General features: G+C 61.8%; 33 protein-coding genes and 1 pseudogene. 13 read left to right on the top strand and 21 right to left on the bottom strand.

The genetic code is table 11. The features are described from left to right. Nucleotides 1-5 precede the first annotated feature (5 nt). The 18 genes from PBT88_RS07330 to PBT88_RS07245 form a co-directional block, all read right to left on the bottom strand. Entirely contained in the window at nt 6-326 is a 321-nt protein-coding gene (locus PBT88_RS07330) for a hypothetical protein (protein WP_270078541.1), read from the bottom strand. Next, on the bottom strand, nt 323-976 hold the full coding sequence (locus tag PBT88_RS07325) for an SOS response-associated peptidase family protein (protein WP_270078540.1): 654 nt from the start codon (nt 974-976) through the stop codon (nt 323-325). Before PBT88_RS07325 ends, PBT88_RS07330 begins: the two co-directional genes overlap by 4 nt. Nucleotides 977-1,383: 407 nt before the next feature. Further along, complete coding sequence (locus tag PBT88_RS07320; RefSeq protein WP_270078539.1) at nt 1,384-1,581, bottom strand: hypothetical protein; 198 nt, start codon at nt 1,579-1,581, stop codon at nt 1,384-1,386. 205 nt (nt 1,582-1,786) lie between these two features. Continuing rightward, entirely contained in the window at nt 1,787-2,107 is a 321-nt protein-coding gene (locus PBT88_RS07315; protein ID WP_270078538.1) for a hypothetical protein, read from the bottom strand. Next, a complete protein-coding gene (locus tag PBT88_RS07310) occupies nt 2,100-2,312 on the bottom strand; it encodes a hypothetical protein (RefSeq protein ID WP_270078537.1) in 213 nt (70 codons plus the stop codon). The genes PBT88_RS07315 and PBT88_RS07310 overlap by 8 nt, the downstream gene beginning before the upstream one ends. Next, the gene (locus tag PBT88_RS07305) at nt 2,305-2,487 is read right to left on the bottom strand and encodes a hypothetical protein (RefSeq protein ID WP_270078536.1); all 183 of its coding nucleotides are present in this window, start codon (nt 2,485-2,487) and stop codon (nt 2,305-2,307) included. The genes PBT88_RS07310 and PBT88_RS07305 overlap by 8 nt, the downstream gene beginning before the upstream one ends. After that, a complete protein-coding gene (locus PBT88_RS07300; protein ID WP_270078535.1) occupies nt 2,484-2,684 on the bottom strand; it encodes a hypothetical protein in 201 nt (66 codons plus the stop codon). Before PBT88_RS07300 ends, PBT88_RS07305 begins: the two co-directional genes overlap by 4 nt. Further along, nucleotides 2,671-2,889 (bottom strand): hypothetical protein, encoded by a 219-nt coding sequence (locus PBT88_RS07295; protein WP_270078534.1) that lies wholly within the window; start codon nt 2,887-2,889, stop codon nt 2,671-2,673. The genes PBT88_RS07300 and PBT88_RS07295 overlap by 14 nt, the downstream gene beginning before the upstream one ends. A gap of 213 nt (nt 2,890-3,102) precedes the next feature. Next, the gene (locus tag PBT88_RS07290; protein ID WP_270078533.1) at nt 3,103-3,348 is read right to left on the bottom strand and encodes a hypothetical protein; all 246 of its coding nucleotides are present in this window, start codon (nt 3,346-3,348) and stop codon (nt 3,103-3,105) included. Nucleotides 3,349-3,353: 5 nt separating this feature from the next. After that, entirely contained in the window at nt 3,354-3,866 is a 513-nt protein-coding gene (locus PBT88_RS07285) for a hypothetical protein (RefSeq protein ID WP_270078532.1), read from the bottom strand. Then, complete coding sequence (locus PBT88_RS07280) at nt 3,859-4,842, bottom strand: HAD family hydrolase (RefSeq protein ID WP_270078531.1); 984 nt, start codon at nt 4,840-4,842, stop codon at nt 3,859-3,861. The genes PBT88_RS07285 and PBT88_RS07280 overlap by 8 nt, the downstream gene beginning before the upstream one ends. Nucleotides 4,843-5,079: 237 nt before the next feature. Next, a complete protein-coding gene (locus PBT88_RS07275) occupies nt 5,080-5,826 on the bottom strand; it encodes a hypothetical protein (RefSeq protein ID WP_270078530.1) in 747 nt (248 codons plus the stop codon). After that, on the bottom strand, nt 5,823-5,999 hold the full coding sequence (locus tag PBT88_RS07270) for a hypothetical protein (RefSeq protein ID WP_270078529.1): 177 nt from the start codon (nt 5,997-5,999) through the stop codon (nt 5,823-5,825). Before PBT88_RS07270 ends, PBT88_RS07275 begins: the two co-directional genes overlap by 4 nt. A 220-nt stretch (nt 6,000-6,219) precedes the next feature. Then, nucleotides 6,220-7,050 carry a hypothetical protein gene (locus tag PBT88_RS07265; protein WP_270078528.1) on the bottom strand — a complete coding sequence of 277 codons (831 nt, stop codon included), beginning with the start codon at nt 7,048-7,050 and terminating at the stop codon, nt 6,220-6,222. Between the two features lie 207 nt (nt 7,051-7,257). After that, nucleotides 7,258-7,914: a GIY-YIG nuclease family protein gene (locus PBT88_RS07260; protein ID WP_270078527.1), complete on the bottom strand. Its 657-nt coding sequence runs from the start codon at nt 7,912-7,914 to the stop codon at nt 7,258-7,260. A gap of 426 nt (nt 7,915-8,340) precedes the next feature. After that, nucleotides 8,341-8,511 carry a helix-turn-helix domain-containing protein gene (locus PBT88_RS07255; RefSeq protein ID WP_270079200.1) on the bottom strand — a complete coding sequence of 57 codons (171 nt, stop codon included), beginning with the start codon at nt 8,509-8,511 and terminating at the stop codon, nt 8,341-8,343. A gap of 50 nt (nt 8,512-8,561) precedes the next feature. Next, a complete protein-coding gene (locus PBT88_RS07250) occupies nt 8,562-8,804 on the bottom strand; it encodes a DUF2274 domain-containing protein (RefSeq protein WP_270078526.1) in 243 nt (80 codons plus the stop codon). Nucleotides 8,805-8,813: 9 nt separating this feature from the next. Continuing rightward, nucleotides 8,814-9,116, bottom strand: coding sequence for a TrbI/VirB10 family protein (locus PBT88_RS07245; RefSeq protein ID WP_326521573.1), 303 nt, complete (start codon nt 9,114-9,116; stop codon nt 8,814-8,816). Nucleotides 9,117-9,309: 193 nt separating this feature from the next. Between PBT88_RS07245 and PBT88_RS21155 the strand changes: the two are divergent. From PBT88_RS21155 to PBT88_RS07210, 8 genes and pseudogenes are all read left to right on the top strand, one after another. After that, a pseudogene (locus PBT88_RS21155) lies at nt 9,310-9,441 on the top strand (LysR family transcriptional regulator); the annotation flags it as partial. A gap of 66 nt (nt 9,442-9,507) precedes the next feature. Then, a complete protein-coding gene (locus PBT88_RS07240; protein WP_270078525.1) occupies nt 9,508-10,197 on the top strand; it encodes a LysR substrate-binding domain-containing protein in 690 nt (229 codons plus the stop codon). Between the two features lie 392 nt (nt 10,198-10,589). After that, nucleotides 10,590-11,066, top strand: a complete 477-nt coding sequence (locus PBT88_RS07235) for an RNA polymerase sigma factor (RefSeq protein ID WP_270078524.1) — start codon at nt 10,590-10,592, stop codon at nt 11,064-11,066. Nucleotides 11,067-11,187: 121 nt separating this feature from the next. Continuing rightward, on the top strand, nt 11,188-12,123 hold the full coding sequence (locus PBT88_RS07230; protein ID WP_270078523.1) for a FecR family protein: 936 nt from the start codon (nt 11,188-11,190) through the stop codon (nt 12,121-12,123). A gap of 147 nt (nt 12,124-12,270) precedes the next feature. Then, entirely contained in the window at nt 12,271-14,727 is a 2,457-nt protein-coding gene (locus PBT88_RS07225) for a TonB-dependent siderophore receptor (protein WP_270078522.1), read from the top strand. Between the two features lie 60 nt (nt 14,728-14,787). Next, on the top strand, nt 14,788-15,933 hold the full coding sequence (locus tag PBT88_RS07220; protein WP_270078521.1) for a PepSY-associated TM helix domain-containing protein: 1,146 nt from the start codon (nt 14,788-14,790) through the stop codon (nt 15,931-15,933). After that, a complete protein-coding gene (locus PBT88_RS07215; protein WP_270078520.1) occupies nt 15,930-16,145 on the top strand; it encodes a hypothetical protein in 216 nt (71 codons plus the stop codon). The genes PBT88_RS07220 and PBT88_RS07215 overlap by 4 nt, the downstream gene beginning before the upstream one ends. Beyond that, on the top strand, nt 16,123-16,899 hold the full coding sequence (locus PBT88_RS07210) for an energy transducer TonB family protein (protein WP_270078519.1): 777 nt from the start codon (nt 16,123-16,125) through the stop codon (nt 16,897-16,899). The genes PBT88_RS07215 and PBT88_RS07210 overlap by 23 nt, the downstream gene beginning before the upstream one ends. Before the next feature lie 248 nt (nt 16,900-17,147). Here the strand turns inward: PBT88_RS07210 and PBT88_RS07205 are convergent, their stop codons facing one another. Beyond that, complete coding sequence (locus tag PBT88_RS07205) at nt 17,148-17,621, bottom strand: hypothetical protein (RefSeq protein ID WP_270078518.1); 474 nt, start codon at nt 17,619-17,621, stop codon at nt 17,148-17,150. A 176-nt stretch (nt 17,622-17,797) separates the two neighbouring features. Here PBT88_RS07205 and PBT88_RS07200 point away from each other — a divergent pair, with 176 nt between their 5' ends. Continuing rightward, nucleotides 17,798-18,679 (top strand): LysR substrate-binding domain-containing protein, encoded by an 882-nt coding sequence (locus PBT88_RS07200; protein ID WP_270078517.1) that lies wholly within the window; start codon nt 17,798-17,800, stop codon nt 18,677-18,679. Between the two features lie 634 nt (nt 18,680-19,313). Here PBT88_RS07200 and PBT88_RS07195 read toward each other — a convergent pair. Then, nucleotides 19,314-20,153 (bottom strand): hypothetical protein, encoded by an 840-nt coding sequence (locus PBT88_RS07195; RefSeq protein ID WP_270078516.1) that lies wholly within the window; start codon nt 20,151-20,153, stop codon nt 19,314-19,316. 220 nt (nt 20,154-20,373) lie between these two features. After that, a complete protein-coding gene (locus PBT88_RS07190; RefSeq protein WP_270078515.1) occupies nt 20,374-20,574 on the bottom strand; it encodes a helix-turn-helix domain-containing protein in 201 nt (66 codons plus the stop codon). 581 nt (nt 20,575-21,155) lie between these two features. Here PBT88_RS07190 and PBT88_RS07185 point away from each other — a divergent pair. The 4 genes from PBT88_RS07185 to PBT88_RS07170 are packed head-to-tail and all read left to right on the top strand — an operon-like array spanning nt 21,156 to nt 25,778. After that, nucleotides 21,156-22,526: a TolC family protein gene (locus PBT88_RS07185; RefSeq protein ID WP_270078514.1), complete on the top strand. Its 1,371-nt coding sequence runs from the start codon at nt 21,156-21,158 to the stop codon at nt 22,524-22,526. Beyond that, the gene (locus PBT88_RS07180; RefSeq protein WP_270078513.1) at nt 22,523-23,536 is read left to right on the top strand and encodes an HlyD family secretion protein; all 1,014 of its coding nucleotides are present in this window, start codon (nt 22,523-22,525) and stop codon (nt 23,534-23,536) included. Before PBT88_RS07185 ends, PBT88_RS07180 begins: the two co-directional genes overlap by 4 nt. Nucleotides 23,537-23,544: 8 nt before the next feature. After that, nucleotides 23,545-24,666 (top strand): ABC transporter permease, encoded by a 1,122-nt coding sequence (locus PBT88_RS07175; RefSeq protein ID WP_270078512.1) that lies wholly within the window; start codon nt 23,545-23,547, stop codon nt 24,664-24,666. Further along, nucleotides 24,666-25,778, top strand: coding sequence for an ABC transporter permease (locus tag PBT88_RS07170; protein ID WP_270078511.1), 1,113 nt, complete (start codon nt 24,666-24,668; stop codon nt 25,776-25,778). Before PBT88_RS07175 ends, PBT88_RS07170 begins: the two co-directional genes overlap by 1 nt. Nucleotides 25,779-25,812 lie beyond the last annotated feature (34 nt).

Below are 25,812 nucleotides of genomic sequence, written 5' to 3'. Positions count from 1 at the left end.
CCAACCTACTGCAGCTTTTCCGGCGGAATATTGAGCATGTTCCAAGGGTGCTCGCCCGTCTTTTCAAACTCCGCGCGAAACCGCGTCATGAACGCCAGCAGCCGCTTCGATTGCGCTTGGGCGGCATCCTGCATCCCGCCGGGCGCGGCGGTGGCAGGGTGTGCCTCCAACATCGCAGCGGCGACATAATGGAATGCGTCGATCGCCAGTTGGGCGTCGACCGCGGTGCCGGCGAGCTGCGTGGACGGCCCGCGGGAAATGGCGTCCATGACGACCATCACCATGTCGCGTAGCGCTTCCGCCCCGGCGATCTCGTCATCGGTCATTTTGTTGTCCTCGTCGGAAACACGGGCCCGCGCACCGTCATGAGATCGGCGGGGTAGGGTCGCTGCAGCGCAACCGCGTCCTCGTATGAGCCGGTCAGCCAGCGATCCCAATCATCCTCGCGAAGGATCGTGATCATCGCTTTGGGATGGATCGGCTTTACCATCTCGTTCGCGTCGCATGTCACCATCGAGAAACCCGGCTTATCGCCGATCATCTGCCAGAACCCTGCGACGCCGAAGATGGGCTGATCGGTGGTTGCGAACCACATCTCGCCCTTGATCCCCATCTCCGGATCCTTGTCCCGGCTCCACTCACAGAACTCGGTCAGCGGGATGATGCATCGGTTCTCCGGTTTTTCAGCCAGGCGGCGCCACTGTGGGAGGTTCAGCTGGCGGACGTTCGTCATTGCGAGCGGGCGAGGTGGCGTGCCGACCTTCGCCGGCCGCTTGGCTTGGCCGCCCAGGACGTCCCATGCCATCACGTCCACGCCGCGGCCCCGATCATCCTCACGCACCACATAGGCGCGACCGAACGGCACCAGCTCCTGCGGGTGGAATCGGTTGTCCATCGGCCGGTCGGCGAGCCACTTCGCGCCGAATCGCTCTCGGATCGTCTCGGGCTCGCCCAGCATTCTTGCACGGTTGCACATGTGGTCATCCTGTCTGAGCGTGGTCGTCGCGTCCAGCGTCGGGCAATCATCCCCGAGCCCTACGGATCAGCCGCTTCCGCTCGCTTTCATCACGGGCCTTGTCCCAGAGCCGTTGAGGCACGCCGTTTGGCGCCGGCGACGGGAGTGCGGTGAAAACGACCTCGGCGGCATCATTGCCGAAGGAATAATAGACCTCGGGGCGGCCGGCGCCACATCCTGCGGCTTTCGCGCAGCGGAATCGTTTCGGCAGCTCTGACCAATAGTCATCCCACCGTTTGATGCGAAAGTAACAGGCCAGCTCGCCCGTGCGAAAGGCCGCTCGCCGGTCGCATCTGAGGCACCGCACAGACACATAGCCTTCGCCCGCCGGCAACTCGCTCAGCCGCCGATAGATGCGGCCACCCACATCAGATCAGCGCAAGCTGCAGCCGGCCGAGCTCGAGTTCCTCGATCACAAGCCGATCCTGCTGCGCCACCTCGACGGCCTTCAGATAGGTTGGCGTCCGCAGGCGCTCCGCTGCCTCGAACGGCGGCACGTCAGAGTAGAGCCGGTTGTCGTTGTAATATGCGCGCGCGTCGGCGCGCAGCTGCTCGTCGCGCTGCATGCGTGGTCTCCATCGGTCTATCTGGCGGCGAATCATCGCCTGCGATCGATGTAGAACAGAATGAGAACAAACGACAAGATGGATTCAGGCCGCCCTACCCATCCCACCCACCCCCGCAATCGGCTTGGGGAGCGGGAGGGAGCGGCCGCCAGTGGGTGGGTCGGGCGATGGGAATGACGGCCGCATACCAAATCTGCTGATGTTTCTAGGCCATGGCGATTTGCCATCCGTCAAATTGCCCCTTGCGCGCGATGGTAACGCACTCGTCGCTCGGCGCCGTCTCGATCGGCCGCCAGTCGTCAGACGCAGCCCGTGCCGCCTCGATAGCCGCCCTACACTCAGCCGGCGTCATCGGTCGCTCGAAGCACGGATAGCCCTTGCCGGCCGGGTCTTCCCAGATGGTGGGCATGTCGGCGAGGAGCTTGGTGATGGCGCTGATCACGACATCGTATGGCACCGATCCACCGCTCTCGAAACGGCCGACGTCCCCCAGCAGCGCCCTCGCCCTCTGCTCGATCTCATCCATTGGAGGTCTCTTCAGTAGGATTGAAGCACCGCTCGACGATCAGGCACCGGGTGCGCTGGATGAGATCCGCTGCGGACATTTCGAGCTGCCCACCCTGCCGCGCCCCCTGAAGGACCAGCCACGTTTGCAGCTTGCTCAATTCATCCATGATCTGTGCGACCTCAGGATCGCAGTTGCGCGGCGGCAAGACGGTAACGTTACCCATTCTCGGTCTCCTCCCGAAGGTGGGCGGCAGCAAGAACCATGTCAGCCGCATAATCGATGCCGTTGCAAAGGCCGACAAGGTAGCGACGCTCGTCATTATTGCAGACCCACTGATTGCGGGCCTCTTTTCGCAGCCGCTTCACCACCGCCGCCCCCTCTTTCTCAGCCTCGGTCATTGCAGGAACCCCAGCAGCACAGCCGTATGGCGACCGCGCTCGTAGGGCCCCCGGTGGGTGTGGTGGATTTTCACCGCATCGCCATTGAAGCCATGAATGAACGCCCTTCGTTGCCCCTCAGTCCCGACCATCATCGAAACGAGCTCGCCGGTGTGCCGCTGCCACATCTCCGTGGTGTATTTCTCAGCCTCGGTCATTGTCTGATGCCTCCAGGTGGGCGCGGACGGCAGCGCCGAGCGGGGACCATGCCCAGCCTTTGGGATCGGTGGGGTGATCCATGATCAAATCGTGATGCAAGAACTGAAAAGCCGCCCCTGCGGGACAATTGCCATCTTCGTCCTTCATGATGCGCTCACGGGCCGCTGGCGAAAGCGCGCGAGCGATATTGGCCGGATCAGACATGGCGTCGCACCTCTTTCCCCAGGTCAGTGAGAATCTCGAATCCGCCGCCAATCGGGCGCGCGAGCCGGAACGGAAGTTGTGTCCAATGGTGCACCTTTGCGTGCCTATAGATCGATCGCCATTTCTTCGGCCGGTCGTTTGGCATCGCAAGTAGCAATCGCCGCTGCGCCCTCGTCAGCCGCCCCGCGATCTCCGCGATCTGGGATGGGGAGGTCATTCTTCGCCCCAATATGAGAGGTCATCATCAACGACTTGGTTCGCCGCCTCGAAAGTGCGCGGCTCTGGGTCGTCGGGCCATTCCGTGAACCACGTTGCATCAGCCGCATCGTTGGCAGCGTCGCGATCAAGATCAGGGCAGGCCTGCATGTATCGAGTGGCCATTCTCTGCCGCATCTGCACCTCAACGAAGAGCGGATCGACGCCGGGCATCTCGACGACCGGATAGGCGCCAGTTTCCATTCCCATCATCCTTCCTCCCCTGTGGTGTCGGATGCGCGGGCGCGAAGGGCGGTCGCCTCTTCCTCGGCGCGCTCAGCCCGATGCCGCAGCACATTCATCGCCCGCTCGTATGTCGGCTCGATCCAAGCGCTGTCGGTGTAGATTGATCCGTTCGCCGAGATGGCGGCATAGTCGGGCCATAGATCCGGGGCTCGCGATTGGATGAAATCTGCCATCTGTTTCCAGCGCGCGGCGCGATGCTGACTGTACGAATACAATCGGCTTTCGGCGGTCGCTGCGCGCTGCAAGGCGGCCTCCAACTGGAGTTCGGCCAATTCTGCCCGCGCTTCCGTGCGACCGATCAGGCTATGCCGATAGGCAGTCGATGCCTTGAAATCGGCCAGTTCCTGACTGGCTGCGGACAGGGCATCGGCAGCGGCAGTCACGACCTCGCCGTCGAGATGGTCCCAGCGATGACCGCCCGCATAGTTCGATGCCATGGCGCGCAGCGTCGCGATGATCGACGCTATCTCACCCATGCTCCGTCTCCCCCGCCGAGAGTTGCGGATAGTGCGCCCACAGTGCGGCCAAGGATGTCTTCGCATCAGCATGGCTGATGAAGACGCCGCCCATTTCAATCCAACGGTGCCGGTGCTGTGGCCAATCGTCGATCAGCACATCGCCGGGCTTGGCGTGAAGACGCTTGTCAGCGCTCCGGCAGGTGATGACCGGGATGTCAGGGAAATGCTCGTGCGCCCATGCGATCTTCTGCGCCTCCGCCCAATTACCGCGAGGGCACCCGGTTAAGATCGTCGGCTTGAGATGCCGCACGGCATCAACCAGCGCGTTCGCATCCGGCATCAGCGGCAGGTTGCGATAGAAGTCGCCCTTCGCCTCAAGCTCTTTCCAGAAGCGATCGGAGCCAACCTTCGCCTCATAGGCCCTTGGCGGCATCCCGAAGTAAGCTTCCGCGTAGGTATCGAAGTCCGCCAGTACGCCATCACAGTCGAGGAAGACGTGGGGTTCCCCCGCCGAGAGGGCGGAAGGCGATGCGGCGAGCGATCGGATGGCGGCGGTGATCGATATGCGAACGGTAGTCGCAACCGTAATCGCGGAGTCGTTCGCGCCAAAAAAGACGTTACAGTTCTCCGCCACCTTCGCCGCATCTTCCAGCCCGCGCCGGTAGTCCGCAGCAAGCGAGCGAATTGCGGCGCGGGCATACTCCTCCATCTGCTTTCGGCTGAACGCCGGATAAGAGTGATCCGCGAAGCAGACAGTGGGGTCGGGCATATCGGGCAGCACCATGTCCGCCCCGATCTCGCTGGTCGCGGGTGGGAGGGATGAGCGGGCCTCCTTGAAACCGGCTAAGTGCCCATCACGGCTAGCCAACAAAGAGGCGAAAGCTACCTCAGGATTTTTGTCCTGCGCAGCGTTCCACCCCGCCTTGGCGCCGGCAAGATACTGGCTGTCCATCAGGGCATCTGCGATTCTCTCGCGCTTCTCGGCGTGCGTCATGCGTGGGTCTCCGCCGTAGAATGGGCAATCCGTGGCAATGTGTCCTGTGGCGGCGAAGATATATTGCGCCGCTTCTCCACCAGGACATGTGCAGCGGTCGGCTCGGATAATGGACATGCTTTCAACTCCTCGTATGTCCGACGCGCCCGATATTGGGCGAGGTGCCAAGCAAGCTGATCCTGCTCATCGGGAGTTACTCCTGCGCCAAGACACAGAGACTGAAATGTTTGGGGCATCTCACCCCTCTCCCCCATCGATCGCCTCGGGCGGGGTTGCGGAAGGTTTCGGGGTGTAGGCGATCACATCGCCGCTTCCGTAGTGGTGCTGCCATCCGAGTTTCCAGACATAATCTGCCGGTGCTCCGAACAATTTACCGCTGCGGAATAAGACAGGGCCGCCATCCCAGTCGCTAGGTGAGGTTTTGCCGCCGTTCCAAGGCTTCATGCCGGCGGGGACACCGCTATTCTCGGGCGGGGTTGCGGTTGCGAGGGCGGCGCGGGCCTCGCGGATCGCTTCATCTCCGCCCCACATCGAAAAGAACGGATCATGGGCGAACTGCACCGCGTCTCCCCATGCAGACGTGCTGCTCCGACTGATCGCGCTGTGGAGTTGCCCAGCGTCGATGGCATCCGTCCCTTTACGGAGCCCGGCATGAACACCTTCGGCGAGTAGCTCGACGCCATTGTCTCGAAACTTCTCGATGAAGGCCAAGCACTTTGTCAGCGCCGCCCTCAGCCCCTCCCCCTTGGCCGGCGCTGGGCTGTGGCGGAGACGGTAATTAGCCGCCTTGATCTTCCGGGTTTCCTCGGCAATTCGCCGCTGAACAATCTCCTGCATCTCAGGGTCGTTGTCGTAATGACCTTCGTTGACTGCCTTTTGCCCGGCTACAGTGAAGAAGCGTCCTTGCACATAGCACTGGCGGACGTAGTGAGAGCGATCCTCCCTCGTCGGCAGCAGATCGGGGGTTTTGGTGGGGGCGGTCATTTGTCACGCTCCGCATAAGAGACGCCGCACAGCGGGCAGAAGCTGGCGAACATCGCGACAGGTTGAACGCGCTGGCCGCTTTCCAACTTCTCGGTGCGGATCATCAGGCGCGGCGTGGCGTCCTCGCCAATCATTATGGGCAGAGTGAAACGAGTTTTCCGTTCGGCGAGCATCTTGCCGACGCGATCGATACATTCGCAGGTCATAGCAGCAGCCTCACAACAGCGTTGGGGTCAATTTCGGGTGGAATTTCGAAACCGGCATCGAGGGCGCAGGCGACGCATGGTTTGCATCCAGGCTCGACCTCTTGGCAGGCCGGATCGCCGAACATCGCGCATCGCTCTTGGCAGGCATCAAGGACGGCCGGCGTCCACGGCACATCGACGTAGAGACTCACGACCGCCGCTCCAGGGCAGCGCGGGCGACGGGCGGAGCATCTGACCGGGTGATGGTGACGGTCCAGTCGCCGCCGTCCGGCACACCCTTCCAGCTTACGCCATCGACCGAGAATGTGGCCTTTGTCGCATTGGAAGCATGAACCAGCGCCGCCAGATTGATGACGCTGCGCATCGTCAGCACTTCCATCGCCGACCTATCATCGCTCTCAAAATGCTGGGCGGAGGATACGAGCGCCCACCGCACCCACTTCACTAAGTCCGCGTCGGACAACTCGGCGGCGGCCTTGGCTCGATCTTCCTCCCGCAGAACCAAAAACGTCTCACCGTTGGTGAAAGCGTCGACCTTCGCTTGCAACCGATCCCGCTCGCGTTCCAGCTCGGCGATGCGCCCGGCCTGCGCGCTGAACCAAAGCTCAAAGGCGGTCGTATCCAATTCCTGATCGTGCGGGATGCCGATCAAGTCTGCGATGCGATCAACCATACGATTCTGATCAGCGTGGTCGGCGTCGAATAGCTCGGCTTCAGTCTTCAGCCCCTCGATCTCGTCGAGCAGGCGCGGCAACGAGTTTACCGCGGCGACGATGAGGGCAGCGTTGGCCTCAGCGCGAGAAGCGTCGAGCGCATCGATCTCTGTCGGGAGGAGGCAGGCAGCGGCGACGATCCCATTGGTGGGCGTCACAAGAGGCTTTCCGTCGCCGTCCAAGCGCAGGCCGATTATCGGGACGCCATCACCAGGATAATCAGGCTGGAATGGATCGGTGCACCAAGGCAACGCCGTCGCCTCCCCCACCATCTCGCGGAGCCGGGCTGGGGATATCGGGGTCATGCGAATCGGCTCCGCAGACCGATACCTGAGCCAGCGGCCAGTCGACGTTTTCGATGACACGAAGCCGGTACGGGTGTAGAACGTAACCAGCCCCGATTTGGGGCTTTGGCATTTAGACTAGTATTGGAACGGCGCAGATATGCGTGGGTGAACAGACGGAGAAAAAGTGTAAAAATCGCCTGATAAATCACACTTTCCATTCGACTGTTAATCGAGTGCTTTGGCGGATTTTGCCGCCCTCCTCTGCCTTGATATCCAGTCCTTGTTGTACTCTGGTAGGAATGTATTGATGTACGAGCGCTCTGCCGCATCCAACTGCTCTGTCGAGCACCGGACGAAGCTGAAGCTGTCGTAATCTTTGTCGACCCCGTGGCTGAGAACTCGGGATAACCCGGTGCGAGTTTGGCCGATGTAGACCAGTGAGCCTCTTCGCCAGAGGAAGTATATTCCAGAGGTCGAGTGCGCGAGGCGATCGACAGGGACGGCGTGCTCGGCAAGTTCCGCCGCGGAAAGGATCTGGCCGCTGAATGCTGGAGCCTGCGAGACGAGTGTCGCTTCATCGATGTACCTGCCAGCGAGTATCGCATCGAGCTGAGGCCGGCCAACCCAAACGGGATTGAGATCTCGATCATCAAGCCAATCGTTGATATCATCGGCCGACCAAAGTGGGACGGGGTTGACCCGCTTTCGCTTAGGAAAGAGCCCCATGCCCTCGAGGCGCTCCACCTCTCCCCATTGAATGGAAGTGAGGATGACCACCTGAGAGAAATTGAGCAGCCCGCCCTGCTCTGCCCGTTTGCCGTCTGGCCGGATGACTCCCAGCCGTTTCCGCGCAGGCCTCGCTCGTGGGTTTGAAGCAGCCATGAACCAACCTTCCGCTTCGCGCTCGATTCGGGGCGAGCAGCTGACCAACGTTGCGCTAGCTTACCATTCCGACATTGCCGGTAAGCCATTGATATAGTATCAGGCAACGAACGGTGAAAATGTCGGAAAGGCCGTTGAAAACGTTGATGTAACGGCTGACTCTTAATCAGCGGGTCCTTGGTTCGAGCCCAAGTGCGTCCACCAAATTCTCAAACAAAAGCAGCAGGTTATGGATCCGGCGCGTAAGCGCTGGAACCTAGCTTGCACTATAGGTTCCGTATAGGTTCCACCCGTTGCCTGGTAATGGGCGGACGAACCCGCACGAGGGCGGACGACCCTATAGCCAGGAAGACAGGCCCATCTCACGGATGTGGTCTGTCCCAGCAACCGACCTGCATCGGTCCGACCAGACATCGTGATCTTCAACTACGACGGTGGACCGCTAGCGCGCCGACGTTCGATAAGGGCACGGAGCGCAACCATTGGGATCAACCTCGATCGACCGATCCTGATCGTTTCCAGGTCGCCGCAGGCGATGAGCTCGTACAGCGTGGTCCGGCCAACCCCGATCAGTTGAGCAGCTTGAGGAATTCGCACTGCGAGCCGTTCATGCGGAGGCGAGTCTCCACGACGTTTTTGCGCGGGTGTCACCTGGCTATCTCCCCGTCGCGCTGACGAAGCCCGTTGCGAGCCTTTTGAAAGCTACGGTCACCGTCCACGAAAGCCCGTAGCATGGCCGGTATGATCTCGCTGACGGGCTCCTCCAGACCGTAAGACGCGCGATAGAAGATCGCGTAGTCCGCAAGGGCGTCGGCCAGGTCGGGCATGACGTTGATCGTCAGCTTCGAAGGGGTCCGTTCGGGCAATTTGGGTAGTTTGATCTTTTCCAATGCGGCCTCCTATCCATGCCAGGGTGTGAGGATCAGGTCCTTGTCGACCACCAGCCGGACCGGCGCGCCGGACCGGATCGTCAGGGTCGGCTGAATGTCTAGAGCCTTGGCGGTCAAAGCGTCGCCGGCGCGCGAGACATTCTGCGTGGCCGATTGTCGGATCGCTTCAACGAGACCACCGTTGCCTCTGAACTGCAAATCCGAGCCGATCCCGAGCAGCGTGGAGATCGCCACGCCCTTGAGCAACTGCCAGGTATGGAAGTCGACCTTGTCCTGCAGGCCGGCATAGCCTGACGGATCAGTCGCCGGCATATTGTCGAGGCTGGACGATGCAGGCCGCCAGCAGGTTACGCGACTTGGTGCGGTCGAACGTTTCCCGGCCGAGGCGGGTTGGCAATGTGCGGGCTGTATCCAAGCGAACCTCCGGCGTCGGGCTTTAAACCCGCGCCATTTTTGGGAATAGCCGGTGGTTGATCACGATACCCGTCAGCTTTAATCACATGTCATGCGTTCGCTTCCGCCTCTCAATGCCTTGCGCGTATTCGAGGTCGCCGCGCGAACGGGCAGCTACTCGGCCGCCGCGACCGAGCTGGGCCTCACTCACGGCGCAGTCAGCCGACATGTCGCGACGCTGGAGGCGTGGCTCGGGCAGTCGCTGTTTCGTCGCGATGGTCGGCGGATGGTGGCAACGCCGATCGCCAGCATGTTCGCAGATGAGGTCGGCCATGCCTTTGATCGCGTCGCGCGAGCGGCGGAGGCGTGCGGGCGTCCCACCGCGCGGCGCATCTTACGCGTCAGCGCGCCGACCAGCTTCGCGATGCGCTGGCTCATCCCCCGGCTCGATCGCTTCCATATAGACCAGCCTCATGTCGAGGTGGTTGTGAGCACCGTTTCGACCGTGCTCGATGATTTGCGGGGCGGGTTCGATGTCGCGATACGGCGCGGGCAATCGCGCGATAACGCATGGCCGCACCACCGCGCCGTCCCGATACTCGACGACGTTGATACGCTCATTGCCAGCCCTGCGTTGTTGGAGCGACGGCCGATCCGGTCTCCTGCCGACATCGAAGGGCATACGCTGCTGGCGAGCGAGACGCGCGCTGACGACTGGATCAACTGGTTAGACGCGGCCGGGCTGTCACACCTGGCCTCTCATCCGCGGCAGACCTTCGATCATTTCTTCGTCACCCGGCAGGCGGTCGAAGACGGACTTGGAATCGGCATTGGCCCGCTCCCGATGCTCGCGATCGATGTTGCAGCCGGCAAGCTCGCAACGCCGCTTCCGCAAATCCAGGTTCGACGCACCGGCTATGTGGCAGTCGTACCCGATCATGCCGATCGACAAGGCAAGTTATCGGAGTTCGTCGACTGGCTTGTGCAGGAGGGGCGTTAACCGGCCGGCGCCGACCAGCTCAAGACATTCAGCGTTGTTAACGTGAGCGGCGGCTCTTGCTGAACCCCGCCCTTCGTGTCGCGCAAACCAGCCGGTTGGCTTTCCGCCTCAAAGTGGGACGCTCAGTCGCGGATCGGCGCTACCTCTAAGCGGACGAAACTCACTCAGGTATCTTCACGACCAGCAAATAGTTCGAATCTTTCCGGGCGCGCCATTTTCGAAATCGTAGGCACGGCGGGAAGCGGCGGGGGATTGCGGAATTAGCGTAGTACGCCGGGCGGGATTGCAGGGCTGCGACGCCCTTCTTAGCCCATCCGAGTCATTGTTGCGAATAATTCGCAACCTGGGCTAAGGCCCACGCTATGCCGACGAACGCCGTTGCCCTGTCCCGTATGCTGATCGCCGAGCGCCCGATGCTCGTGCGCCGGCTCGCCCGGATCGTCGGTAGCGAGCCGGTGGCGGAGGATGTCGCGCAAAGCCTCTATCTGCGCGTCCAGCGGGTCGAGGATGATCCGCCAATTAACAACAAGCGATCGTTCCTGTTCCGGCTCGCTTCCAACCTGGCGGTGGATCACGTCCGCGCCGAACAGAGCCGCGCCAGGATGCAGGCGGAAGCGCAGGCGCTCTTATGGAGTGAACTTGCGCCGCCCGACCCGGAGCAGGCGGCCAGCCTGAATATCGAACTGGCGCGCGTGCTTAAGGCGGCCGCCACACTGCCTGAACCGACGAAGAGCATTTTTCGGCTGCATCGCTTTGAAGGGCTGCGCCAGAGCGAGGTCGCGGCCCACCAAGGGGTTTCCGTCACCACGGTCGAAAAGCATGTCCGCCGCGCGCTGGCGATCCTACGAAGAGCGCGTGACGGAGAGTGATAGCGATTTATTTTGCAAGGGGGGTTAGGGCAGCATCATCGGCAAACGTCTTAGGCGACCAAGCCATTCACCCTACGCGCCAAGAAAGGGGCTGATGACAAAACCGTCGCTGGATGTCCGTTTGGCCGAGCAGGCCGAACATTGGGTGGCGCGCCTCGCCTCGGGCGAGATAGAGGCTAAGGAAATGTCCGCGTTCAAGGCATGGCTGGCGGCAGCGCCGGAACATCGCGCCGCGTTCGATCGCGAGCGCGCTCTTTGGCAAAGCCTCGAAGGCAAAGAAGCCGCGTTCGCAAGCACACCGCCCCCGCCCCGGCGATCGACACGGCCCGCATGGGTCCACGCGATCACGCCTCGCCGGACCCTGGCAGCGGCGGTCGCTGCTGCCGCGATCGTTCTGGCGACACCCAACGCTGTCGTGCATCTGCAAGCCGATCAGATGGCCGTGACGGGCGAAGTCCGGACCATCGCGCTCCCGGATGGCTCGACTGCAATGCTCGACACCGATGCAGCGATAGCGATCCGCTTCGGGCCCGACGAACGCCGCATCAAGCTGTTGCGGGGGCGCGCATGGTTCGATGTGAAGCACGATGACGCGCGGCCGTTCCGGGTCGCGGCCCTGGGCGGCGTGACGCAGGACGTTGGCACCGCCTTCGAGGTCAGCCGGGACGATGATGACGTAACGGTCGGCGTCACCAAGGGCGTAGTGCGGGTTGCCGCATCCGAGAGCGGTGATGGGCTGCTGGTCCACGCGCTCGGCCGGGTCCGCTATGCGAGCAGCGGCCACGTCGAACGTCTGACACCGGCCACGGCGGACAACATCGCCGCTTGGCGGCGCGGGCTGATCGTCATCGACGGCCGCTCGGTCAGCGACGCCATCGCGGAGGTCGCGCGTTATCGGCCCGGTCTTACCTTGACGCTCGCCGATACGTCGGGCCAGCCCAAGGTCAGCGGCGTGTTCCGCACGGATGCCCCCGACGTAGCGCTGCAAACCCTTGCGCATATGGCCAGGCTTCGTGTCGCGACACTGCCCGCAGGCGTGGCGATCATCAGGCGCTGATCGCCGCTATTCAAAAATATTTGCGCTGGGGGGTTAGGGCGAAGGCGTTGGCAAACGTCTTAGGCGGCTTGTTGCTAATGAGAATCACGTTGGCTCGGGCATGCGGGGGCTGTCGCGCGGTGCGATGCCCGAGCGATAGGGATTGATATGCACGCTGCGCCGCTATGCCGCCTTCCATTTCTATGTGCGCTGCGCGCGCTGGTTCTCGGCACCAGTGCCCTGACGCTGGTGGTTGCAGGCACGACGCCAGCACACGCGCAATCGGCTGTCGCTACCACGAGCTTCAACATCCGGGCGCAACCACTCCTTTCGGCGCTCCAGCAGTTTACCGAGCAGTCCGGCATCCAGGTTGGCTATACGACGGCGCTGGGCGACGGCATCCGCACGCAGGGGATTTCAGGCTCCTACTCCCCAACCGAAGCTCTCTCGCGGCTTCTGTCCGGCACCGGGCTGACCTATCGGTTCACCGGCCCCAACGCCATCACGCTCGAACCGGCCCCCACGGCCGAGGCAGGCGCAGTCCAACTCGGGCCGGTTCGCGTCGAGGGACAAGGGCAGTCCTCCAGCAATCCGCTTAATGCTGCATCCGATCCCGCAATCTCGGAAGGCACCCATAGCTACGCAGCGCGCGCCGCCACTGTGGCCGGAAAAACACCGACGCCGCTCAAGGAAATTCCTCAGTCCGTGTCCGTGCTGACGCGCCAGCGGCTTGACGATCAGAATTTGTTCACGATCGAAGATGCCCTGCGCTATGTCCCCGGTGTCACGGTGGGCGGCAGCGCGAACCCCTATCTCGGCGCGACATACTACGCTCGGGGATACGCGTTGACCACCGAGCAGGACGGTATTCCATCCAGTTCTTCACTCAATCTTGGTTCGCCTCAATTCGATCTGGCCATGTATGATCGGATCGAAGTCCTGAAGGGCTCGGCTGGTCTCCTTCAGGGATCGGGCGCTCCGGGCGGCGTTGTGAACTTCGTACGCAAGCGGCCGCTGGACAGCTTTCAGGCCTCAGGGGACTTTTCCGTCGGATCATGGAACGACTTCCACGCTGACGTCGATGTGACCGGGCCATTGAATGCGGCCGGGACAGTGCGCGGCAGGGCGGTGCTGGCAGGCACCAATCAAGATTTCTACTATGACAATTCGCATGCTCGTTCGGGCATGGCTTACGGCATTATCGAGGCCGATCTGACGCCCGACACGCTCCTGTCACTGTCGGGCACGATACAACGCGACGTCCATCACGGTATTTTCCAAGGTTTGCCTGCTTATACCGATGGGAGCCTGCTCAACGTTTCGCGATCCTATAACCCCGATCCGGACTGGAGCTTCATGAAGCAAACCACCAAGGAGGTCTTCGGCGCGCTGACGCAGAAATTGGGCGGCGACTGGCAGGTTAAAGCGAGCCTTCGCTACAGGGAAAGTTCCGGAGATGCCCGCTATGCATCGACCGACAGCGGGGTGGATCCGGAAACCGACATCGTCGATTACTTCACATCCGTCGATTTCACACGCTTCCGCTGGTTCGCGGCAGACGTAAATGCCACCGGCTCGTTCGAGCTTTTCGGTCGCACCCATCAAATCCTGGTCGGTGCCAACTACGATCAGGCCAACACCATGGATCAATATGGCAACGGGCCCGATATTATAGGGACGAACATCTTCGATCCCGTCGTGCCTAATCCGCACGACGATCCCACGGGCGACTACCGGACAAAGATCGAGCAGTTTGGCGTGTATGGCCAAATCAAGGCGAACCTGGCGGACGGATTAAATCTCCTCCTCGGCGGCCGCGTTACGCACTATCGTACGTCTTACGCATCGGGTAATTACGGCGATGCGCCGGTATATGTCAGTGAGCCGCTGAGCAACGTGGATCACAAGCTCACGCCTTACGCAGGGTTGGTCTACGATGTGACCCGAACGGTTTCGCTCTATGCCAGCTTTTCCGACATCTTCATTCCCAACGCTGTGGAGACGCAGGCAGGCGGAGCGCTGCCGCCCGAAACCGGCCACCAGTATGAGGTCGGGGTGAAGAGCACGCAATTTGACGGCAAGCTCAACCTGTCGGCAGCACTGTTCGACCTTAAGGACCGCAATCGCGCTTATAACTATCCGTCCGGGACGGCATTCTATATCGCTTCCGGTGAAGTGGAAACGAAGGGTGCCGAGGTTGAGATCAGCGGCAGTCCGATGCCGGGCTGGGACTTGTCGGCAGGCTATACATATCTGCATTCCAAATATGTGAAAGATGCGACCTACCAAGGGCAGCCGTTCAACGCAGGAGCGACGCCGCATCAGAATTTCAAGCTGTGGACGAAATATCGTTTCGCAGCAGGGCCCTTGAATCGCTTGAGTATCGGCGGCGGCGCTCTTGGAACTTCCTCGCTCTATAACGATCCTGTGCGTGTTCCGGGCTATGTGATCTTTTCCGGACAATTGGGATACGACGTCAACGACCACTGGCAAGCGTCCTTAACGATCAACAATATCGGTGATCGCCGCTACATTCGTACCCAGTCGAGCGGCACGGCAATATGGTCTGGAAACTATTACGGCAAGCCGCGCAGCGTCATGTTCAGCGTACGGACGAAATGGTAATCCGTGAACAGGGGCATTCTGCATAGTCGGAATTTGGTCCGATTCTGGGCAGGAATACATATGTGGACCAGCTTGGTCTGCACATTATTCCTGCTCATCATTTGCCTGACCGGCCTACCGTTGATCTTCGCCGAGCAGATCAACGATCTGGCCAATCCGACGATGGAGTATGCTGCCGTTCCGCCCGGAACGCCGAACGAGAGCCTTGATAGGCTCATTGATAAGGCGAAGCATGTATATCCCGGTGAGATCATTACCTCGATCTTTGCCGACGATGATGAACCGGAAGTATACATTTGGATGGCGCCATCCTTCGCATCCGTGAAGGCGAACCCTGGGCTCGCGCATTTCGTCCGCTTCGATGCGCACTCCGGCCACATCATCGAGCGGTCCGGACCAGGACAGCGCGATCAGACCTTAACCGGCTTCCTATTCCGGCTTCATAGCGATCTTTTCGCGGGTCTGCCGGGCGAATTGCTCCTAGGCACGATGGGCTTGCTGTTTGTGACCGCCATTGTGTCGGGCGTAGTCCTTTACGGTCCCTTCACGCGCCGCCTCGACTTCGGCATAGTGCGGACCGGTCGCTCCCGCCGGCTACGCTGGCTCGACCTGCACAACTTGCTCGGCGTGGTCACACTGGCATGGACGGTGATCGTTGGCGTTACCGGCACGGTGAACGAGTTGTCCACGCCGTTGTTTGCCCTGTGGCAGCAGACCGATGTCGCCGCGATGCTCGCTCCTTGGCAGGGGAAGCCCCCGCCGCGCCCCGATCAATTATTCTCGGCCCAGGCCGCGCTAGACCTCGCTTCGAAAGCGCTGCCTGGTACTGTGGTTACCAGCATCGTGTTCCCCGGCGACGATGATGGCACGCCCTATCACTACCTGCTTTGGGCGCATGGCAGCACACCGCTCACCAGCCGTCTGTTCAGCCCTGTCCTGATCGATGCCCGCACCGGCAAGCTCACCGCCATTGTGCGGATGCCGTGGAATCTGCGTACGCTGGAAGTCTCCCGCCCGCTCCATTTCGGCGATTATGGCGGAACTCCGCTCAAGGTCATCTGGGCGCTGCTCGATCTGGTGACAATCGTGGTGCTGGCAAGCGGCCTCTATCTATGGGCGGCTAAGCGCAAGCGCACGCTGGCCGTGACGCAACGCGATCCGCACGCGCCCGCGCCGCCCCTCGATCTGCTAGAGGCAGCGGAATGAAACGTCATCGCTCCACCTTTCGCCGTCGATGGTCCTGGCCGATCTGCCTCGCGGCGCTGACCGTGTTCGGCCTGCTCTCGGCGCTGCTCGGCGAAGGCGGCATCTGGTGGTGGCTGTCGTGGGCGGCGCTGGCGATCCCGCTGCTTGTCATCGCGTGCCACGTCCTGCGCCCGACAGGGAGGCCGCATCATGCTCGCCACCGTGCGCCCTAACGGCGACGATGCGCACCAGGTGCGCGACGATGCCGAAACGCTGCCTGTAATGCTGCGACTCCCGGTCGAGCGGCATCCCTATGCCCCGCCGCCCGAACACAAGATATTCGGCTTTCTCGGCACATGCCTGGTCTTTGCCGTGGCGTTCGCCGGGCTGCTCCTGACGTTCGAGCATCATTTCAACCCCCCGCCGCCCTCGGCGCCGCTCGTGGTGAGCCTGGTCCCGCTCGCCTCGCCACCCGAGACGCCGCCCAAACCGAAAGAGGCGCCCAAGCCGGTCGAGAAGCACCTGCGCCAGCACACGCCGCAAAAGGTCGATCCGGTCGTGCATCCGCTCATCCCGATCGCCACCACCCCGGCGTTGCCGCCAACGCCCGAGACCAAGCCGGTCGATCCCGCGCCCCCGCAACCGGAGACAGCCGCGCCCAAGACGGCGGCGGCGCCGCCAGCGCCACAGGTATCGAGCAACACGCCCGATACGTGGGAGGGCCGCGTTCTCGCCCGCTTGCAGAAGTACCAGCGCTATCCCGGCGAGGCGAAGAGCGCCCGCCAGCAAGGCGTCGCCTATATCCGGTTCCGGATGAGCCGCGACGGTCATGTGTTGTCCTCGTCGCTGGTGCGCAGCTCGGGCTTCGCCGATCTCGACCAGGCAGCGCTCGACACGCTCCGCCGTGCCGATCCGCTGCCCAAGATTCCTGCCGATCGCCCCGACGAAATCGAACTGTCGGTGCCCGTCGAATTCTATCTTCGCTGATGGCGCAGACCTGTCAACGCACAACCGACGGCTGGTTTTGGCGAGAGCCGACATTGTATCGCGAGCCTTGAATGGCAGAAATGTCCCATGGCCGGTCGATTGCCCCCGGCGGCAGTCGACCAGATATCGCCGTTCCAGGATTATATTGGTGGCGACCGAAAGCTGCCGCTTCCGAGCTTCATCGATCGCCCCCTACTAATGCTTGCATAGGACCATCGCAGGCACCGCGATAATTTTCTTAACACCTCTCATTGCTGCTGCGTGAAGAACTCGCTCGCGATCTTCCAGTGGCCGGCGACCTTGATCAACTGGAGCGTCTTCCAGCCCCAGGACGAGTCTTTGGCCGTGGAATTGACGAATACGAGCGTGACATCCGCCAGTCCGCCATTCTGCAAGATGTGCACGTCCCGGAAACGCTGCCGGAAAGGCTCTCCCTCGAAAACGGCCTTGCGGAACGCCTCGTAATTCTGCGTCGGGTTCTCCGACGACTTCGGACGTGCCACCCAGGCGGGATCGGAAAAGGGAATGTCCTTATTCAGCAGCAAAGTCTCGAACAAGACCTGATTCCGGGAAGATACCGCCCGTGTGTAGGTGGCGAGGAGGGCCGAGATTGCCGCGCGATCGGCGTCCCGGCTCGAAAAGTCTCTGGGGACGGGAATGTCTCGCGCTGACGCAGGAGCGACGGCGGCCAACAGCAATGTCGAGGCAATTAAAATTCGCATGATGGTATCCGATGGTGCGCAAGAATGGGCGATCTCGTCGCGGTGACTTGAGGCGGTCGCTCGCTGCTCGCTGCTCGCTGCTCGCTGTGGCCCGTTAGCGACCCCGACCAGCTACTTCAAAGCGATACGCCCGATAATCAGATTGTTCAGGATCGATCGTTCGCCTAATCGAAACTATGATGCCGAATCTGGACATGGATGCGCTGCGGTCTCTTGTCATGGGGGTCGAACTCGGGAGCTTTGCACGCGCGGCGGAGGCTGTCGGCCGTTCACAATCCGCTGTCAGCAACCACCTGCGGAAGCTCGAACGCCAGATCGGCGCGCCGCTGGTCCAGAAGTCCGGACGCGGTCTGGTGCTCACGGAGGCTGGCAGCCAATTGCTTGCGTCCGCACGTCGGCTGCTCGACCTTAATGACCAGGCCGTCGTTGCAGCACGATCGTCGCGATTGGCCGGCAGCGTCAGGTTCGGGTTGGTGGCCGACTTTGCGGACACATGGTTGACCGACTTGCTGAGAAATTTTGCGCAGACCTATCCGGATGTGGAAATCGAGGTACAGGCTGAGGGCAGCGGCCAACTCCGAGCCGCGCTTGCCAGTCACAAGCTCGATCTCGTGCTGGCCTGGGGGAATGGTCAGGAAGCCTCCGGCGGTGAACATCTTGCCGATATTCCGGCCAGATGGATCGCGCATCCGGATTGGCGTCGAACAGCCGACAGGTCGCTCACCCTGGTGGCATTCGATTTGCCCTGTCTCTTTCGGGCGGCGGGACAGCAGGCGCTTGACGATGCCGGGATCTCCGCCCGTGTTGCGTTCAACAGTTCCAGCCTTGCAGGTTTGTGGGCTGCGCTCGATGCCGGCCTTGGCCTCACGGTCCGCACGCCGATCGGCATGCCATCTTCGCTGGCAGTCCTGAACGAGACCGCCAGCGGTCTGCCGTCACTCCCTTCGGTAGCCCTTTCGCTCTACCGAAGGAAACGCCTTGCCACGCCGGCGGAGCGGCTTGCAGAGATGATGCGGCTCGCCATCCGCGAACGCTTCTCGTTCGGTTTGACCTGCTGATTCATGTCAACAGGAGCGCCGAGCGCCTTGAAGCTGGTCCGACGGCGGCACTGGATGTCGGCATTCCACGCCACTGAACGGCCGTTTTCGTTTCCCCGCTGACAAAGCTTCCCGTCGGGAAAATCCCACGACCTTCCGGGAGCAGTCGACCACACCAAGACGTTCGGCCGAGCGCGCCCAAACGGCCAGTTTCGGCGGGAGCAGCTATTCGACGCTCACGAATCTGCCCGCCCAAGGGCGACCACCTCTTGCCCTTGCGATCGAATTTCACTGGCTCCAAGAGCTGACATTCGGCCGGTCAGATTGAGCACTAACGCGAAGCCTTGAGCTGGGACAAAGCCGGCAAACAGGTATAGATGGCGTAGTATCGGCTTCCGCCAAAAGCCGACGTTGCCGGCGTTCTGAGCCGCACGGAACCCACGCTGAGCATTAGAAAAAGACACCCGGCAGTTCATTAGATCGCGCTATTTAGTGCGTACACGAGAATCATGCTATCTCCGCGGCGCCGATGCAAAAAGTCACGTCCAGTCCCTTGGCAATGGCGGACAGGACTTTCAGTTCGCAAATGTCACAGATAATACAAAATTCGCGTGCTAATATTTATGTCGTAGGATTTGCCAATATATATCTTGTATTAATATTTAAGCTTACGAAAATCGCCAAAATACCCAGTCAATCCAAAATCTGGGGTCGCTTTGCTCGTTCCGGCCACCATCTGCCGGTAATAGCGGCGTGGTGAAAATCCAAAATCGGCCTGCTTCACTATCGGCCGAATGACCAGCTTGGCCTCAGGCATCAAAAGATGCGCGAACTTAACCGCGCCGCCGCTGATCGTGATGAAGGGGGCACCTGATATCCCCCGAGTTGCTCCAATCCGGGTCGTCAGCCCTGTGGGCGTCACGTTAACATTGCTCAAGGTGCCTTCCAGCGCGGGGGCCGGAAAGGTGGCACCGACCGACATCGACATCACATTGCCCTTGACGGACATCACACCGGGCTTACCCGGCTTTGCCATGCGCTCGAGCGTCATGCCGAGAGCATTAGATACCGATCCCGGAATAAAGCCGGCGGTTTTCAGGTGATCAATACGCATACCCATGTCCCCGTTCGGCATCACGAACGGATAGGCGTTGGCAGAAAAACCAAGTTTGATGCTCATCATCCTAATTTTGCCGTGGAGGCGAATGACACCATTGCCGAAGACCATCGACATGTCGCTGAGCGGACTTTGAGCGCGCGGCAGAATATAGCGGTTCATCAGGATCGTCAGAGTCCTGGCCGGGATCGTCACGTTTCCCGACCTGAGCGCGATCCGGTAGGAGGAGACGTCGTTGAGATCGACGGCGCCTCCCGACCCCACGGGCATGAGGACGCCGTCCAGATCGGTGACCGCAACAGCGGCGTCGTCAAAATTATATAGCTGCACCTTGTGCATCATGATCCGGCTCGTCGCGGCCGCCAGGGCAGGTGTCACGGAACACAGAGCCAGCATCGCGGCGATAGCAGTCGACGGGAGTCTGGGCACAAGGTCTTCCTTTTGATGTAGCAGCCATTTCGAACATGCAGGAAACTAGGTGGTTCCTGTGACATCTTCGTGGTTTTCAATTGATATTCGGCCAATATCATGGAACCCGTTGGTTTTCTGGTGGTTCTGCCGGCTCTCACGCACGAAGGTCGCTCGATGCGTGACCTCGTTAAAAAAGGAGGAGATCGTCATGAACAAATATCTTTACGCTGCAGAGCGCCTCTTTCGAGGCGAAATGAACGTAAACCGTCTTTTTGGAGACGCCGGCAGCCCCTGCGATCTTGCCGACATTGGCACCGGCGAAGCCATGGCGAAGAAACTCGGCAGCCGCAGCCTCGAGCAATCGCTCCCGCGTGTCGAAAATCTCCATGCTTTGCCGATACCTGCCTTATGCCGCGATTGGCAATCACAGAAAGGCTCGATCGATATCTCGGCCCCGGCACGGCGGTGGCAACCAAAAAAAGGCCGGCGTGAGCCAGCCCTAGTGTTAGGAGAGGATGCCTGAAAGGCCTGAGTGTTGTGCACTGCGACGTACAATGCTGCAATTGCGAAGATTGCAACCCATAGGGCAGGCGTCTTACCTATACGTTAGGTGGGATCAATGGCAGGAATTCCCAACAAGGCGGCCCGCAAGACGCGAGCCGCCTCACCCCCTTCGGACGGAGCAGCGCCGCGATACGCAACTGGGCGCCGCCGCAACCCCCACGGACGAACGGGAAACTGATGGGTTCCCGGAGGCGATGCATCTTGGTAAGATGCCTTCGATGAATCATGGTGGGGTAAGGTCGTAGATTGCCGCCAGAACTGCGAACTGCCCGATCCCATCGCCATGCTCTGACATTTGCGCTGCTGATCGCCTGTCCGTCCGCGGCATCAGGACAAACAGCGGAGGAAACAGGCGCGCCCGGAGACCAGAGTGTCGCAATAAGCTTCGATGCCGCCGCTTCCCGGTTGGATAGTGTATCCCACGCGCTCAGCGGCGCTGGGCACGAGGTCAAGGCGGCGGAGGATACCGCGGATGCGCTGAAGGCGCTCAACCGCCCCGTCATCACCGCCTCGGCGCAATATCTAGAATATCAAAAGACCCTCTCGCTCGATCTGTCGGGTGCAAAATCCGATGCGGCCTCGGCGACCGACAGCTTCCTGAGCGGCCTGCCCTCACAATTTCCGCCTGCCTTCCAGCAGATCGTCGGCGAGGTTGCCGGCCGCGTCGAGCAAGCGCTGCCCGGGCTTCTCTCAGCGATACCGGACACGCTGCGCTACCAATATCGTGATGACGTGTTTCGGCCGACAGTCCAGGCCGTGATGCCGCTCTACACCGGGGGCGCCATCCCGGCCATCCAGCATGGCGCCCTTGCTGGAGCCGACATCGCGCGAGCAAAACAGGCGCAAGCGCGCGAGCTTTCGACCGTAAATCTCGTGCGCGTCTATTTCGGTCAGCAGGTCGCGAGCCAGTTGCTGGTCAGCGCAACCGATGTCCGCGACGCCTTCGATCGGCATCTCTCCGACGCGCAGAAGCTCGAACAGCAGGGAGTTATCCCGCACGCGACCACGCTTCAGGTCCAGGTGGCGCGCGATGCCGCGGAACGGTCGCGTCTCCGGGCCGAACTCGACGCACGCACGGCCAGCGACGAACTGGGGCGCCTGCTCGACGCCGACGGCGGCGTCACGCCGACGACGGCGTTGTTCGTCGACGCCCGCCCGCTCCCGCCTGTTGGCGACTTCCTTGGCGGCAGCGACCTGCCGCGCGCGCGAGAGGCCGATGCCACTCGCAAGCTCGCCGATGCGGGCACCGCACTCGCCAAATCCCGCTTCCTGCCCCAGGCCTATGCTTTCGGCGAATATAATTTCGACCATAAGCAGGCGCTCCCGATCGAACCGGACTGGGTCGTTGGTGTGGGTGTCCGCTACACTCTTCTGTCCAACATCGACCGGCGCAAGACACTCGATGCCGCACGTGAGCATGCAAGGGCCGCAGCCGACGCGGCAGCCGATGTCCGCAAGACGCTCACGACGGAGACAGTCCGCGCCTATGATCTGGTCGAGACGGCGCGGCGCTCCTTCCTGCTGCTCGACAGCAATATCGCGGCCGCACAGGAGAATCTGCGCGTTCAGCAGATTTCGTTCCGCGAAGGCGAAGCCAGCGGTGCTGCGGTGACCGACGCGATCGCGGCGCTGCAGACGGCGGAAACCCAGCGCATCGCGACCGCCTATGAGTATGATCTGGCGCTCGCCGGCCTGCTCGCCGCAAGCGGTCGCCTAGATGAATTTTCCGACTTCCTCTCCCGAGCCGACCATCGATTGGCCTTGCCCCGCCCATGACCGAGATATCTGACGCCACACCTCGCTTTCCATCGCGCAGGGCGCGACTGCTGCTCTATGGCGGGATTCTCTTGGTCGTGCTGGTCGTCACGGCTGGCCTTTGGCTAGCCAGCCGCCCGGCCCCGGACCAGCTTCAGGGCATGGTCGACGCCGACGAGATCAATGTCGCGACGAAGGCCCTCGCCCGCGTCGACAGACTGATCGGCACGGAAGGCGACCGGGTGAAGCCCGGACAGCTGCTGGCAACCTTGTCGAGTCCGGAGATCGCGGGAAGCGAACGCCAGGCCCAGGGCGCGCTCGATAGCGCGCGCGCACTCCAGCATGTCGCCGAAACGGGCGCTCGCCGCGAGGATGTGGCGTCGTTGAAGGAAACGTGGCTCGCGGCACAGGCTGCGTCGAACCTTGCAGCGGTGAGCAGCCGTCGCGCCGACTCTCTCTATGCGCAGGGTGTCATTGCAGCACAACGTCGCGACGAGGCCAATGCTGCACGGGACAGCAGCGCCCGCACGGCCGAAGCCGCGCGCCAGCAATATGTTAAGGCGCTCAGCGGCACGCGTCCCGAGGACAAGCAGGTTGCCGCCGCACAGGTCGAGATAGCCCAGGCCGGTCTTGCGACCGCGCGGTCGCTCGGCAACGAGACCCGCCTCGTCTCGCCGATCGCGGGCGAGATTTCCCGCAAGCTGGTGCAGCCGGGCGAGATCGTGAGCCCGGTCGTCCCGGCCTACCAGATCATCGATATCGATCACCCTTGGGTGTCGCTGAATATCAGAGAAGATGACTATAAGGGCCTTTCGATCGGCCGGGTGGTCACAGGCACGATCCCTGCGCTCGGCGCGCAGGCGCGCTTCAAGGTCTATTACATCAATCCGCAGGGGGACTTTGCGACATGGCGCGCGACGCGCCAGTCGGCCGGCTACGACGTGCACGCCTTCGAGGTAAGGCTAAGGCCGGAATCTTCCGTATCTGGGCTCCGTCCGGGCATGAGCGTGCTGTTCGACTGGCCGCAATGAGCGCCTTCATGCGCGCCCTTTTCGCGGAGATGCGCCACCTCGGCCGAGATCGTTGGGATCTTGGTGTGCTGACGGCGCTTCCCGCAGTCCTTGTGATCCTTGTGTCCGCAATGCTGATCCAGGGCGTACCGCGCCAGCTTCCGATCGCCATCGTCGATGAAGATGGGTCATCGCTCAGCCGCGCGATTATCCGCGACGTCGAAGCCTCGCCCACGGTCAGGGTCACCTGGATGGGCGGCCAGATCGCGCCAGCCTTCCATCGGGTGCGCAAGGAGGATGCCTGGGCGGTGTTGCGCATTCCGCACGGCCTCGAGGATGGCCTCGAGCATCGCCCTCCCCCGGCCATCCAGATCTTCTACCAGGGGAGTTTCCTCTCGATGGGGTCGGTCGTGTCTCGAGCGATCGAAGCGGCGGTGACGGCGTCCCTCATTGCCCATCTGCCCGTTACCCCGTCCAGCCACGGACTTCCCGGCATTCGACTGCATCCACCGACCGTCCAGGCCACCATCCTCAAAAACCCGTCGACCAGCTTCGAATGGTATCTGACCGTGCTGATCGATCCGGCGGTTCTGCACCTTCTGGTCGCCTGCATGACCGTCGTCGCGCTCGGCCGCGAGATCGAGAACAAATCACTGGCCGGATGGGCGGTGCGGAGTGGCAATGTGGGTGCAGCTCTCGTCGGCAAGATGTTGCCCTATGTGCTTGTCGCAACGATCTGGGGTACGCTCTGGCTGATCTGGATCACATGGTTTCGGTCGTGGCCGGTCAATGGCAGCCTGATGCTGCTCGTGCTGGGTCAGGCGTTACTGTTCGCCGGCACCGCCGGCATCTCATCGCTCCTCGTTGTAGCAACCGGCGACATCGGCACGGGCCTTTCGGCGAGCGCGATCTACGCCGGGTCTGCCCTGGCCTATTCGGGTGCGACATTGCCTCTCCAGGGCGGGAACGGTTTCGCCCGGATATGGAGCCAGATGCTGCCACTTACCCATTATATCCGCATGCAAATGGGGCAGTATCTCGATGCTCCGCTGCGGACGGCGCTCCCCGAACTGGGTTTGCTCCTGCTCTACGCTCTAATGTGCGGCGGCGTTTCGGTCCTGCTCTTGCGCGTCCGGGTGGCGAAGGCATGATGCGATTTCGCCTCGGGTTCGAGCAGACAATGCTCGCGGTGGTACGCTCGCGCGAACTGCTCAGCACCATCATTCTCGCAGTCCTGCTTTACGGCTTCTACTATCCCGCCCCCTACGCCCATCAAACCGTGCAGGGTCTGCCGATCGTCATCGTCGACGAAGAGGATAGCGTCCTTACCCGATCGGTCATCCGCGACCTGACCGCGACCCGCGAAGTTCGGTTGATCGCCATAGTCCCGAACTTCCACGCCGCAGAGATGGCCGTTCGGGAGCGGCGGGCGGACGGCATCCTCCTTTTTCCGGACGGCTTCACCCGCAGCCTGCTGACGGGGGCTTCGGGCGGGGGTGTGGGTGTCTGGGTAGATGGCGCCTATCTTCTGCGCGCGCGGGACATCGGCGTGGCGGTCACGGCCTCGATTGCAGGCGTCGCCAAGGACAGGCTCGGTCCTTCCGCCCGCTCGCTGGGCATTGCGCTCCCCTTCGAGATCGTAGTCCGGCCGCTGTTCAACACGCGCGAGGGCTATAAGGACTATGTCTTCCCGGCGGTCGGTATCATCATCCTGCAACAGACCCTGCTATTTGGTTCGGCGGCGTTCATGGCGCAACGCCGCGAGCGGGGCGCCTGGCAGATCGACGGCCCTGGCTTCGCCGGCATGTGGCTGGCCTTTACAACGATCGGGACGCTCGCGGCCCTGCTCTACTTCGGCCTGATCTTCTGGATCCAGGACGTCCCTCGCGGAGGCAATATCGCCATTGCGGTCCTGGCCGCGCCAATCTTTGCCGCCGCGGTATCGGCGCTCGGGCTTCTGCTGGGAAGTCTGATGGAGCGCGGATATCGCGCCATGCAGATCCTAGTGCCGACCTCCGTGCCACTCTTCTTCCTCACCGGGTCGGCATGGCCGCTGGAATCCATGCCGCACTGGGTCGCCGTCTGCGCGTATTTGTCGCCGGCTACCGCCGGCGTGCATCTGTTCGTCCGGCTCAACCAGATGGGCGCAAACCTCGATGAGGTTGCGATGCCCCTTGTCGCATTGATCGGGACCGCCGCCCTTTACGGCTTGCTGAGCGCTCTGCGCATATCACTCAGGCAATCGGAGATATCCCATGGATGACCGACGTGACCCGTGCGACAACAGTGATGGTTTC

The sequence above is a fragment of the Sphingomonas abietis genome (assembly GCF_027625475.1).
In the GTDB taxonomy this organism is placed as follows: domain Bacteria; phylum Pseudomonadota; class Alphaproteobacteria; order Sphingomonadales; family Sphingomonadaceae; genus Solisphingomonas; species Solisphingomonas abietis.
Note: the sequence above shows the minus strand (reverse complement) of the source record. Positions and strands in the feature narration are given on the sequence as shown.

Bases quoted from the DNA above. Each gene is read 5' to 3' on its own strand.
- PBT88_RS07330 (WP_270078541.1), bottom strand. From the start codon at position 326: ATGACCGATGACGAGATCGCCGGGGCGGAAGCGCTACGCGACATGGTG.
- PBT88_RS07325 (WP_270078540.1), bottom strand. From the start codon at position 976: ATGTGCAACCGTGCAAGAATGCTGGGCGAGCCCGAGACGATCCGAGAG.
- PBT88_RS07320 (WP_270078539.1), bottom strand. From the start codon at position 1,581: ATGCAGCGCGACGAGCAGCTGCGCGCCGACGCGCGCGCATATTACAAC.
- PBT88_RS07315 (WP_270078538.1), bottom strand. From the start codon at position 2,107: ATGGATGAGATCGAGCAGAGGGCGAGGGCGCTGCTGGGGGACGTCGGC.
- PBT88_RS07310 (WP_270078537.1), bottom strand. From the start codon at position 2,312: ATGGGTAACGTTACCGTCTTGCCGCCGCGCAACTGCGATCCTGAGGTC.
- PBT88_RS07305 (WP_270078536.1), bottom strand. From the start codon at position 2,487: ATGACCGAGGCTGAGAAAGAGGGGGCGGCGGTGGTGAAGCGGCTGCGA.
- PBT88_RS07300 (WP_270078535.1), bottom strand. From the start codon at position 2,684: ATGACCGAGGCTGAGAAATACACCACGGAGATGTGGCAGCGGCACACC.
- PBT88_RS07295 (WP_270078534.1), bottom strand. From the start codon at position 2,889: ATGTCTGATCCGGCCAATATCGCTCGCGCGCTTTCGCCAGCGGCCCGT.
- PBT88_RS07290 (WP_270078533.1), bottom strand. From the start codon at position 3,348: ATGGAAACTGGCGCCTATCCGGTCGTCGAGATGCCCGGCGTCGATCCG.
- PBT88_RS07285 (WP_270078532.1), bottom strand. From the start codon at position 3,866: ATGGGTGAGATAGCGTCGATCATCGCGACGCTGCGCGCCATGGCATCG.
- PBT88_RS07280 (WP_270078531.1), bottom strand. From the start codon at position 4,842: ATGACGCACGCCGAGAAGCGCGAGAGAATCGCAGATGCCCTGATGGAC.
- PBT88_RS07275 (WP_270078530.1), bottom strand. From the start codon at position 5,826: ATGACCGCCCCCACCAAAACCCCCGATCTGCTGCCGACGAGGGAGGAT.
- PBT88_RS07270 (WP_270078529.1), bottom strand. From the start codon at position 5,999: ATGCTCGCCGAACGGAAAACTCGTTTCACTCTGCCCATAATGATTGGC.
- PBT88_RS07265 (WP_270078528.1), bottom strand. From the start codon at position 7,050: ATGACCCCGATATCCCCAGCCCGGCTCCGCGAGATGGTGGGGGAGGCG.
- PBT88_RS07260 (WP_270078527.1), bottom strand. From the start codon at position 7,914: ATGGCTGCTTCAAACCCACGAGCGAGGCCTGCGCGGAAACGGCTGGGA.
- PBT88_RS07245 (WP_326521573.1), bottom strand. From the start codon at position 9,116: ATGCCGGCGACTGATCCGTCAGGCTATGCCGGCCTGCAGGACAAGGTC.
- PBT88_RS07240 (WP_270078525.1), top strand. From the start codon at position 9,508: ATGTTCGCAGATGAGGTCGGCCATGCCTTTGATCGCGTCGCGCGAGCG.
- PBT88_RS07235 (WP_270078524.1), top strand. From the start codon at position 10,590: ATGCTGATCGCCGAGCGCCCGATGCTCGTGCGCCGGCTCGCCCGGATC.
- PBT88_RS07225 (WP_270078522.1), top strand. From the start codon at position 12,271: ATGCACGCTGCGCCGCTATGCCGCCTTCCATTTCTATGTGCGCTGCGC.
- PBT88_RS07220 (WP_270078521.1), top strand. From the start codon at position 14,788: ATGTGGACCAGCTTGGTCTGCACATTATTCCTGCTCATCATTTGCCTG.
- PBT88_RS07215 (WP_270078520.1), top strand. From the start codon at position 15,930: ATGAAACGTCATCGCTCCACCTTTCGCCGTCGATGGTCCTGGCCGATC.
- PBT88_RS07210 (WP_270078519.1), top strand. From the start codon at position 16,123: ATGCTCGCCACCGTGCGCCCTAACGGCGACGATGCGCACCAGGTGCGC.
- PBT88_RS07205 (WP_270078518.1), bottom strand. From the start codon at position 17,621: ATGCGAATTTTAATTGCCTCGACATTGCTGTTGGCCGCCGTCGCTCCT.
- PBT88_RS07200 (WP_270078517.1), top strand. From the start codon at position 17,798: ATGATGCCGAATCTGGACATGGATGCGCTGCGGTCTCTTGTCATGGGG.
- PBT88_RS07190 (WP_270078515.1), bottom strand. From the start codon at position 20,574: ATGGAGATTTTCGACACGCGGGAGCGATTGCTCGAGGCTGCGGCTGCC.
- PBT88_RS07180 (WP_270078513.1), top strand. From the start codon at position 22,523: ATGACCGAGATATCTGACGCCACACCTCGCTTTCCATCGCGCAGGGCG.
- PBT88_RS07175 (WP_270078512.1), top strand. From the start codon at position 23,545: ATGCGCGCCCTTTTCGCGGAGATGCGCCACCTCGGCCGAGATCGTTGG.
- PBT88_RS07170 (WP_270078511.1), top strand. From the start codon at position 24,666: ATGCGATTTCGCCTCGGGTTCGAGCAGACAATGCTCGCGGTGGTACGC.